This is a genomic window from Klebsiella sp. JN_Kp122 (assembly GCF_040062085.1).
GTDB lineage: Bacteria > Pseudomonadota > Gammaproteobacteria > Enterobacterales > Enterobacteriaceae > Klebsiella > Klebsiella aerogenes.
Window position 1 is genome coordinate 162,386 of record NZ_JBEAHW010000046.1, and the last position, 10,174, is coordinate 172,559.

The following is a 10,174-nucleotide window of genomic DNA, read 5'->3' on the forward strand; positions in this document are numbered from 1 at the left end:
AATGCGGCACAATGTCGAAAAAAATCATCCTTGCCCCATTTCTGATAGCAGAAAAAAACGGACAAATTATTAGCGCTGGCTCGCATTTCTCCTGTTTATCGGCAATTAATGTTCCATAAAGGAACAAAAACTCTTTTCTACGTTCCGTTATGGAACCCATTTTGACGGCATTTTATTTTGCGCCCGCTCAGCCAGAATCACTACATCGCCGGGCTACCCTTATAGACAGGCGACCTCCCCCTACCCTACGGAGCATAAACAATGAAAAAACTGATTAACCGTGTGGAAGATGTACTGAGTGAACAGCTTATCGGCCTGGCGAAGGCGCATCCTGAACTGACGCTGCACCAGGACCCGGTCTATGTCACCCGCGCCGATGCGCCGGTCGCCGGCAAAGTGGCGCTGCTCTCCGGCGGCGGCAGCGGACACGAACCGATGCACTGCGGCTACATCGGCCAGGGCATGCTCTCCGGCGCCTGTCCGGGGGAAATTTTCACCTCGCCGACGCCGGACAAAATGTTCGAATGCGCGATGCAGATTGACGGCGGCGAAGGCGTCCTGCTGATTATCAAAAACTATACCGGCGACATCCTGAATTTTGAGACCGCCACCGAGCTGCTGCACGAAAGCGGCGTTAAGGTCACCACCGTCGTGGTGGATGACGACGTGGCGGTAAAAGACAGCCTCTACACCGCCGGACGCCGCGGCGTCGCCAATACCGTGCTGATTGAAAAACTGGTCGGCGCCGCCGCCGAACGCGGCGACTCGCTGGAAGCCTGCGCTGAACTGGGCCGCCGTTTAAATAACCTTGGTCACTCGATTGGCATCGCGCTTGGCGCCTGCACCGTACCGGCCGCCGGACAGCCCTCCTTTACCCTGAAAGATGATGAGATGGAGTTCGGCGTCGGCATCCATGGCGAGCCGGGTATCGACCGCCGCCGCTTCAGCTCGCTCGACCAAACCGTCGATGAGATGTTCGATACCCTGCTGGAAAACGGCGCATACAGCCGCACGCTGCGCCAGTGGGATAACGTCAAGGGAGCGTGGCTGGAAGTGAAACAGAGCAAAACCGCGCTGCAAAACGGCGATCGGGTTATCGCGCTGGTCAATAACCTCGGCGCCACGCCGCTTTCCGAACTGTACGGCGTTTATAACCGCCTCGCCCAGCGCTGCGAAACGTCCGGCATTGTGATTGAACGCAACCTCATCGGCAGCTACTGCACCTCGCTGGATATGGCGGGTTTCTCCATCACCCTGCTGAAAGCGGATGATGACACGCTGGCGTTATGGGACGCCCCGGTCCATACCCCGGCGCTGAACTGGGGAAAATAAGGAGCACGACATGTCACTGAACAGAACGCAAATCGTCGACTGGCTGTACCGCTGCGGCGACATTTTCACCAAACAGAGCGATTTTCTCACCGGCCTTGATAAAGAGATCGGCGACGCCGACCACGGCCTCAATATGCATCGCGGCTTCAGCAAAGTCGTCGAAAAGCTGCCGTCGATCGCCGATAAAGACATCGGTTTTATTCTCAAGAATACCGGGATGACGCTGCTTTCCAACGTCGGCGGCGCCAGCGGCCCGCTGTTCGGCACCTTCTTTATCCGCGCCGCCCAGGTCACCCAGGCGCATCAGAGCCTGACCCTCGACGAGCTTTATCAGATGATCCGCGAAGGCGCGGACGGCGTCGTCAACCGCGGTAAAGCGGAGCCGGGCGATAAGACGATGTGCGACGTCTGGCTGCCGGTAGTGGAATCCCTGCGTCATTCCAGCGAGCAGCATTTGTCTATCCCCGCCGCGCTGGATGCCGCCTGCGAAGTGGCCGAGCGCGCCGCCCACGCCACCATCACCATGCAGGCGCGTAAAGGCCGCGCCAGCTATCTCGGCGAGCGCAGCATCGGGCATCAGGATCCCGGCGCTACCTCGGTGCTGTTTATGGTTCAGATGCTGGCTGCCGCCGCCAAAGAGTAAGGAAATCGCGATGGTAAACCTGGTTATTGTTTCTCATAGCGCCCGGCTGGGCGAAGGTGTCGGAGAACTGGCCCGGCAGATGTTAATGAACGATGGCTGTAAGCTGGCGATCGCCGCCGGGATCGACGATCCCGACAGCCCGATCGGCACCGATCCGATTAAAGTCATGGAGGCGATCGAATCCGTCGCCGACACCGACCATGTACTGGTGATGATGGATATCGGCAGCGCCCTGCTCAGCGCCGAAACCGCCCTCGATCTGCTCGATCCGGCGATTGCGGCAAAGGTGCGGCTGTGCGCCGCGCCGCTGGTCGAAGGGACGCTGGCGGCCACCGTCAGCGCCGCCTCCGGCGCCGGGATCGACAAGGTTATCGCCGATGCCATGAACGCCCTGGAAGCCAAGCGGGTTCAGCTGGGTTTACCTTCGCACACGCCTGACGCCGCCGCCCCAACGCTTGCTGACGACGGCGACGCTAAATCGGTTTCAGTCATTATTAACAATCACAACGGCCTGCACGTGCGTCCGGCATCGAAGCTGGTCGCCGCGCTGGCGGGTTTTAACGCCGACCTGGTGCTGGAGAAAAACGGCAAATGCGTCACCCCGGACAGTCTGAATCAAATCGCTCTGCTACAGGTGCGCCGCCACGATAAGCTGCGCCTGCTGGCCCGCGGTCCGGACGCCGATGCCGCGCTGGCGGCGTTTCAGGCGCTGGCCGCCGATAACTTCGGCGAGTCGCCGGAGGCGCAGCCGACAGTGGAACCCGCCATACCTGCGCGTGTTGAAGGCGCGGCGCTGCTTTATCCGCTGGCGCCGATCCAACCGGCGCTCCCCGCCGCCGCCGACGTGGCTCGCGAGCAGCAGCGCCTGCGCCAGGCGATCGACCAGACGCTGGCCGATCTCAATGCGCTCACCGAGCTGGCGGAACACAAATTTAACGCCGATATCGCGGCGATCTTCGCCGGTCATCACACCTTGCTCGACGATGAAGATCTGTTTGATGCCGCCAACGATCGCCTGCTCACCGAACAGTGCTCGGCGGAATGGGCGTGGCATCAGGTGCTGATGGAGCTCAGCCAGCAGTATCGTCAGCTGGATGACGCCTATCTGCAGGCCCGTTATATCGATGTCGACGATATTCTGCAGCGCACGCTGCGCCATCTGCAGGGTATAAAGGAGACGCTGCCATTCGCCAGTGAGCCGACGATTATTATCGCCGACAATATTTATCCCTCGACCGTACTCCAACTGGATGCCAGCCAGGTCACCGGCCTGTGCCTGCGCGACGGCAGCGAACAGGCCCACGGCGCGATTATCGCCCGCGCGGCGGGGATCGCCTGGCTATGCCAGCAGGGCGAAGCGCTGAATGATATTCAGCCTGGCGAAGCCATCACGCTCGATATGCGTCAGCAACGTCTTATTCGTCGCTAAATCCACTTTGACCGTTACCACTCCGGAGGCCCGCCTCCGGAGGGTAAGTTTTCGCTTACTGATCAGGAACCACTATGTCTCAATTCTTTTTTAACCAGCGCGCCAGCCTCGTTAACGACGTGATCGAGGGAACCATTATTGCCAGCCCGTGGAACAACCTCGCCCGCCTGGAGAGCGACCCGGCGATCCGTGTAGTGGTACGCCGCGATCTGAATAAAAACAACGTGGCGGTGATTTCCGGCGGCGGCTCCGGCCATGAACCGGCGCACGTCGGCTTTATTGGTAAAGGCATGCTGACCGCTGCGGTCTGCGGCGATCTGTTCGCCTCGCCGAGCGTCGATGCGGTACTCACCGCGATTCAGGCGGTGACCGGCGAGGCGGGCTGTCTGCTGATCGTCAAAAACTACACCGGCGATCGGCTTAACTTCGGCCTCGCGGCGGAGAAAGCGCGCCGTCTTGGCTATAACGTAGAGATGCTGATCGTCGGCGACGATATTTCGCTGCCGGATAATAAACAGCCGCGCGGCATCGCCGGGACTATTCTGGTGCATAAGGTAGCGGGCTATTTCGCCGAGCGCGGCTTCAACCTCGCCACCGTCCTGCGTGAAGCGCAATACGCCGCCAACCATACCGCCAGCATCGGGGTGGCGCTGGCCAGCTGTCACCTGCCGCAGGAAGCGGAAAGCGCGCCGCGCCATCAGCCCGGCCACGCCGAGCTGGGGATGGGCATCCACGGCGAACCGGGAGCCTCGACGATCGCGACCCATAACAGCGCGGAAATCATGCAGATTATGGTAGAGAAGCTGACCGCCGCCCTACCTGAAACCGGCCGCCTGGCGGTGATGCTCAATAATCTCGGCGGCGTGTCGGTGGCCGAGATGGCGATTCTGACCCGCGAGCTGGCCAATACCCCACTCCATGCACGCATTGACTGGTTGATTGGCCCGGCTTCGCTGGTAACGGCGCTGGATATGAAAGGCTTCTCGCTGACCACTATCGTGCTGGAAGAGAGCATCGAAAAGGCGCTGCTGTCGGATGTCGAAACCGCCAGTTGGCAGAAGCCGGTGCAGCCGAGGGCTGTTAATATCATGCCGTCCGCGCTCGCCAGCGCACGCGTCGCCTTTACGCCATCGGCCAACCCGCAGGTTGGCGATTTCGTGGCGCAGGTGACCAGCACGCTCTCCGGCCTCGAACCCCATCTCAACGCGCTTGACGCCAAAGTGGGCGACGGCGATACCGGCTCCACTTTCGCCGCCGGCGCGCGTGAGATTGCCGCTCTATTGCAACGCCAGCAACTGCCGTTAAATGACTTACCCACGCTGTTCGCGCTAATTGGCGAACGCCTGACGGTAGTGATGGGCGGCTCCAGCGGCGTATTGATGTCGATTTTCTTCACCGCCGCCGGGCAGAAGCTGGAGCAAGGCGCCAGCATGGCGGAAGCGCTGAACGCCGGTCTGGGGCAGATGAAATTTTACGGCGGCGCCGATGAGGGCGACCGGACAATGATTGACGCTCTACAGCCGGCGCTGGCGGCGCTGCTGGCCGAACCGGATAATCTGCAGGCCGCTTTTGTCGCGGCGCAGGCCGGCGCGGATCGCACCTGCCAGTCGAGCAAAGCCGGCGCCGGACGCGCCTCCTATCTCAACAGCGAGAGCCTGCTCGGCAATATGGACCCCGGCGCCCACGCGGTGGCGATGGTGTTTAAGGCGCTGGCGGAACGCTAAGCCTCACCCGGTGGCGCTGCGCTTACCGGGGCGACATAACACCATTGAAAGGTAGCCCGGAGAAGGCGCAACGCGCCGCCATCCGGGTTTACCGTTCTATCTATTATTTGCTATGCCAGTACGCCTGCGAACGCACCAGTTGCTGATCGATACTCGGCTCCTCAAAGCGCGCCAGCAGCGATTTCACCACGCCGCCTTCTCCGGTCAGCCAGATAAAATAATCTTCTGACGGTACCTTAACCTGCGCCAGCCGCTCGGCGACGAACGCCGGGTTGTGGCCTACCACCCATTCGATATTAAAGCCGTCGAGATCCGCCAGATAATCTTTATACGAAGCATCCGCGACGGTGACGATGGCCGTCACCTGCGGCGTCACCGGCAGCTGACGTAATCCCAGCAGGCGACGGCGCAGCGCCGGCATGCCCGACTCGTCACAGACATAAAGCTGCCAGGCGTAATCTTCCGGCACCACCAGCGAGCCGCGCGGCCCGCCGATCACCAGCGTATCACCCACTTGCGCTTCCAGCGCCCAGCGGCTGGCAATACCGCCATCGTGGATATAAAAATCGTAAGCCAGCTCGTGGCGTTCGGCATCGTACAGCGGCGTGTAGTCGCGGGTCGCCGGGCGCACGCCCTCGCCCCAGTTAATGCCTTCGTCGGTCACTTCCGGCGGCGTGAATACGCTGCCCGCCTGCGGGAAAAACAGTTTGGTGTGGTCGTCAAAACCTTGTGAAACAAAGCCATCCAGCGCCTCGCCCCCCAGCACGATCCGCTGGAACGCCTGGCCGATACGCTCAATGCGCAGCACGGTTAATTCGCGAAAACGTAGTTCGTTACGCACGCGCTGCGGGTATTTAGTTTGTTTGATTATTGTCATCCGTCATCGCCTTGGTGAAGGGTAAATAGATATATCTAAACTCAGTGTAAATGATAATGATTGCCATTAATAAAAATGGCAAGTTTTTTTTGATATAAATTACAGGAAAGCTTCATCAAAGCTAAAAACAACAATAAATCAATTAATATCAACCAATTATAAATTATACATTGTCTTTTTTTACTATTTAGATATAAATTAGATATATCAAAAATATGCAGGAGAACTGATGCGACATCATCATGAAGAGGGCCACGGCGAACAGGGCCGTCGCGGCGGCGGACGCCGCCAGCGTTTCTTTGGCCACGGCGAATTGCGCCTGGTGATCCTCGATATCCTTTCGCGCAACGCCAGCCACGGCTATGAACTGATTAAAGAGATTGAGGCGCTGACGCAAGGCAATTACAGCCCCAGCCCAGGCGTTATCTACCCGACGCTCGACCTGCTGCAGGATCAGGGATTGATTAGCGTAGAAGAGGAAAATGGGCGTAAAAAAATCGCTATCACTGAAGAGGGACGCCGCCTGTGCGCCGAAAGCGGCGAGCAGTTAAGCCAAATTCAGACGCGCCTGCAGGAACGCATGATCGGCTGCGAATTGCGCAAAAATCCGCAGATGAAACGCGCGCTGGAAAACTTTAAAGCGGTGCTGGACCTGAAGGTCAACCAGCAGAGCATCAGCGACGCGCAATTGAAACAGATCATCGGCGTGATTGACCGCGCGGCGATGGAAATCTCCCAACTCGATTAACCTCTCGCACCACAATGGTTCCCAGGCTGCTCTATCACGCAGCGGCCTGCACCACCCCACGTCATACCGCTTCACACCCCAACGGCAGTTTATCTTGCAGCCTCAGGAATAAAACGTGCCAATATTTAAGTTATGAGATTAAATTTCGCACAATTGCGCCTTAACTTTGCGTTTATCCCGATTTTCATCGTCGCTGCCAGGCTGGCGTAATCCCTGCAATACTTAATTCAGTATCATGTGATACGCCCCCCCAGGAGCACATTTTGAACAGGTTACCTTCCAGCGCATCGGCTCTGGCCTGCAGCGCGCACGCACTGAATCTCATTGAGAAGCAATCGCTCTCCCATGACGAAATGAAAGCACTGAACCAGGAGGTGAGAGAATACTTTAAAGAACATGTGAACCCGGGGTTTCTGGAGTATAGAAAATCGGTCACAGCCGGCGGGGATTACGGAGCCGTAGAGTGGCAAGCGGGAGGGTTAAATACGCTTGTCGACACCCAGGGACAGGAGTTTATCGACTGCCTTGGTGGGTTTGGCATCTTCAATGTAGGGCACCGTAATCCAGTTGTGGTATCCGCCGTCGAAAATCAACTCGCGAAACAACCGCTTCACAGCCAGGAGCTGCTGGACCCGCTAAGGGCGATGCTGGCGAAAACGCTGGCGGCCTTAACGCCCGGCAAGCTCAAATACAGTTTCTTCTGCAACAGCGGCACGGAATCGGTGGAAGCGGCGCTGAAGCTGGCAAAAGCCTATCAGTCTCCGCGCGGCAAATTTACCTTCGTCGCTACCAGCGGCGCGTTCCACGGTAAATCGCTGGGCGCGCTGTCGGCCACCGCGAAATCGACCTTCCGCAAACCGTTTATGCCGCTACTGCCGGGCTTCCGTCACGTGCCGTTCGGTGATATCAACGCCATGCGTTCCATACTGAGCGAGTGCAAAAAAACCGGCGATGACGTCGCGGCGGTGATCCTTGAGCCTATCCAGGGCGAAGGCGGCGTGATCCTGCCGCCGGCGGGTTACCTACCGGCGGTCCGTAAACTGTGCGACGAGTTTGGCGCGTTGCTGATCCTCGACGAGGTACAGACCGGCATGGGCCGCACCGGCAAGATGTTCGCCTGCGAGCATGAAAACGTGCAGCCGGATATTCTGTGTCTGGCTAAAGCGCTCGGCGGCGGCGTAATGCCGATCGGCGCGACGGTAGCGACGGAAGAGGTCTTCTCGGTGCTGTTCGATAACCCATTCCTGCACACCACCACCTTCGGCGGCAACCCGCTGGCCTGCGCGGCGGCGTTGGCGACGATCAACGTCTTGCTCTCACAGAACCTGCCGGCGCAGGCTGAGCAGAAAGGCGATCTGTTGCTGGACGGCTTCCGTCAACTGGCGCGCGAATATCCGGATCTGGTGAATGAAGTCCGCGGGAAAGGCATGTTGATGGCTATTGAGTTTGTCGATAACGAGATTGGCTACAACTTTGCCAGCGAGATGTTCAGACAGCGGGTGCTGGTCGCCGGGACGTTAAACAACGCCAAGACGATCCGCGTTGAACCGCCGCTGACGCTCACCCTCGAGCAGTGCGAGCAGGTGCTGAAGGCGGCTCGCAAAGCGCTGGCGGCACTGCGCATTTCGGTCGAAGAGACATAATTCACACCCGACCCTCTCCCATCGGGAGAGGGTCTTTTCACGTTATACAATCCGCACGCCCGCCGGCATGACGCGTTCCGGCGTCAACAGCACGCTTTCGCTTTCATCCTCGGTTTCCGCGCATAACAGCATGCACTCAGAAGTTTCGCCACGCATTTTGGCTTTCGCCAGATTACACAGCACCACCACCGTTTTCCCCAGCAGCTCCTCTTCGCTGTAGTAGGGCACCAGGCTAGTGACCGTCTGCAGCGTACGGTCGCCGACATCAATCCTCGCGATGTACAGTTTGTCAGCATTGTCATGGCGCTTCACCTCGACAATCTTGCCGACGCGCATCTCCAGTTTGGCAAAATCAGCGTAAGCTACGGTATCCATCTCTCACCTCCAGTAAATTTTTACTAAAAGATAGCAAGTTTTTGCCGTTCGTCTGCATAATGCTGATAATAATGCTACTTCTGTCACGCTATCGCCGGGGAAAACAGCCCTCGCGCGCAGGCGTTTTTTACTGAAATAAGGTGCAGGACGCGACGCTTGCTTTACAATAGATGGGCAAACATGGGCAACGTCCGATAAAGGAAAAAGATGGCAACGCTAAAAGACATTGCGACCGAAGCGGGTGTTTCGCTGGCGACGGTTTCCCGGGTGTTAAACGACGATCCCACCCTGAACGTAAAAGAAGAGACTAAGCATCGCATTCTCGAAATTGCGGAGAAGCTGGAGTATAAAAGCAGCAGCGCGCGTAAAACGCAGATCCTACCCGTCGGCCATCATCATATCCTGGCGCTGTACAGCTACCAGCAAGAGCTGGAAATTAACGACCCTTACTATCTCGCCATTCGCCACGGTATTGAAACCCAGTGCGAAAAACTCGCCATCGAGCTCACCAACTGCTATCTCAATAACACCCTGCCCGAGCTGAAAAAGGTCACCGGCGTATTGATTATCGGCCAGCCGACGCGCGAGCTGCGCGAGACCGCCAGCGCGCTGACCGACAATATCTGCTTTATTGATTTCCACGAAGCCGGCAGCCCGTACGATGCGGTGGATATCGACCTGGTACGTATCGCTAAAGAGGTGGTCGACTTCTTTATCCAGCAGGGCGCGTCGCGCATTGGATTTATCGGCGGCCAGGACCAGCCCGGCAAGGCCGATATTCGCGAAGTGGCGTTTGTGGAGTACGGTCAGTTGAAGGGCGTGGTTTCAGCCGATGATATCTGGCGCGGCGGTTTTTCCAGCTCGTCCGGTTACGAGCTGGCGAAGCAGATGCTGGCGCAAGCGGAGTTTCCGCGGGCGCTGTTTGTCGCCTCGGACTCCATCGCCATCGGCGTGCTGCGCGCCATCCACGAACGCGGGCTGGCGATCCCGGAAGATATTTCGCTGATTAGCGTCAACGATATCCCCACCGCGCGCTTTACCTTCCCGCCGCTGTCGACGGTGCGGATCCACTCCGAAATGATGGGCAGCCAGGGGGTGAACCTGCTAATCGAGAAGGCCCGCGATGGCCGCGCCCTGCCGCTTAACGTTTTTGTTCCCAGCGTGTTGAAGCTGCGCGGCACCACCCGTTAATCCAACCCCATCCCGGCGGCGCTGCGCTTGGCCTGGATACCGGTCCTGGCCGGAACGCCATTCTGTAGGCCGGATAAGGCGAAGCCGCTACCCGCATCCTGTTACCCGGCGGCGCTGCGCTTGGCCGGGCTACCGATCCTGCCCGGAACGCTATTCTGTAGGTCGGGTAAGGCGAAGCCGCTACCCGCATCCTGTTACCCGGCGGCGCTGCG

At 58.6% G+C, this 10,174-nt stretch carries 10 protein-coding genes; 8 read left to right on the forward strand and 2 right to left on the reverse strand.

The genetic code is table 11. The features are described 5' to 3' along the window. The first annotated feature begins 261 nt into the window (after window positions 1-261). The 4 genes from dhaK to ABLU78_RS20870 all read left to right on the forward strand — a co-directional run bounded on the left by dhaK (window position 262) and on the right by ABLU78_RS20870 (window position 5,128). A complete protein-coding gene (gene dhaK / locus ABLU78_RS20855; protein WP_142966344.1) occupies window positions 262-1,332 on the forward strand; it encodes a dihydroxyacetone kinase subunit DhaK in 1,071 nt (356 codons plus the stop codon). A 10-nt stretch (window positions 1,333-1,342) separates the two neighbouring features. Further along, window positions 1,343-1,975 (forward strand): dihydroxyacetone kinase subunit DhaL, encoded by a 633-nt coding sequence (dhaL, locus tag ABLU78_RS20860; protein ID WP_007372179.1) that lies wholly within the window; start codon window positions 1,343-1,345, stop codon window positions 1,973-1,975. 10 nt (window positions 1,976-1,985) lie between these two features. Beyond that, the gene (dhaM, locus tag ABLU78_RS20865) at window positions 1,986-3,404 is read left to right on the forward strand and encodes a dihydroxyacetone kinase phosphoryl donor subunit DhaM (RefSeq protein WP_048229522.1); all 1,419 of its coding nucleotides are present in this window, start codon (window positions 1,986-1,988) and stop codon (window positions 3,402-3,404) included. 74 nt (window positions 3,405-3,478) lie between these two features. Further along, window positions 3,479-5,128: a glycerone kinase gene (locus tag ABLU78_RS20870; RefSeq protein WP_047053684.1), complete on the forward strand. Its 1,650-nt coding sequence runs from the start codon at window positions 3,479-3,481 to the stop codon at window positions 5,126-5,128. Between the two features lie 103 nt (window positions 5,129-5,231). On the opposite strand, the gene ABLU78_RS20875 is transcribed toward ABLU78_RS20870, so the two are convergent. Next, window positions 5,232-6,005 (reverse strand): siderophore-interacting protein, encoded by a 774-nt coding sequence (locus ABLU78_RS20875; protein ID WP_015703550.1) that lies wholly within the window; start codon window positions 6,003-6,005, stop codon window positions 5,232-5,234. Between the two features lie 229 nt (window positions 6,006-6,234). Between ABLU78_RS20875 and ABLU78_RS20880 the strand changes: the two genes are divergently transcribed. Together ABLU78_RS20880 and ygjG are read left to right on the forward strand one after the other, a co-directional pair. After that, complete coding sequence (locus tag ABLU78_RS20880; protein ID WP_020077887.1) at window positions 6,235-6,753, forward strand: PadR family transcriptional regulator; 519 nt, start codon at window positions 6,235-6,237, stop codon at window positions 6,751-6,753. A gap of 263 nt (window positions 6,754-7,016) precedes the next feature. Continuing rightward, window positions 7,017-8,396 (forward strand): putrescine aminotransferase, encoded by a 1,380-nt coding sequence (ygjG, locus tag ABLU78_RS20885; protein WP_020077886.1) that lies wholly within the window; start codon window positions 7,017-7,019, stop codon window positions 8,394-8,396. A 42-nt stretch (window positions 8,397-8,438) separates the two neighbouring features. Here the strand turns inward: ygjG and ABLU78_RS20890 are convergent, their stop codons facing one another. After that, window positions 8,439-8,771 (reverse strand): tRNA-binding protein, encoded by a 333-nt coding sequence (locus ABLU78_RS20890; RefSeq protein WP_042897872.1) that lies wholly within the window; start codon window positions 8,769-8,771, stop codon window positions 8,439-8,441. 207 nt (window positions 8,772-8,978) lie between these two features. On the opposite strand from ABLU78_RS20890, the gene ebgR reads away from it, so the two are divergent. Together ebgR and ABLU78_RS20900 are read left to right on the forward strand one after the other, a co-directional pair. Then, on the forward strand, window positions 8,979-9,962 hold the full coding sequence (gene ebgR, locus ABLU78_RS20895) for a transcriptional regulator EbgR (protein WP_048229524.1): 984 nt from the start codon (window positions 8,979-8,981) through the stop codon (window positions 9,960-9,962). A 27-nt stretch (window positions 9,963-9,989) separates the two neighbouring features. After that, the coding region (locus ABLU78_RS20900; protein ID WP_348820658.1) for a hypothetical protein at window positions 9,990-10,174 on the forward strand (185 nt) is incomplete at its 3' end.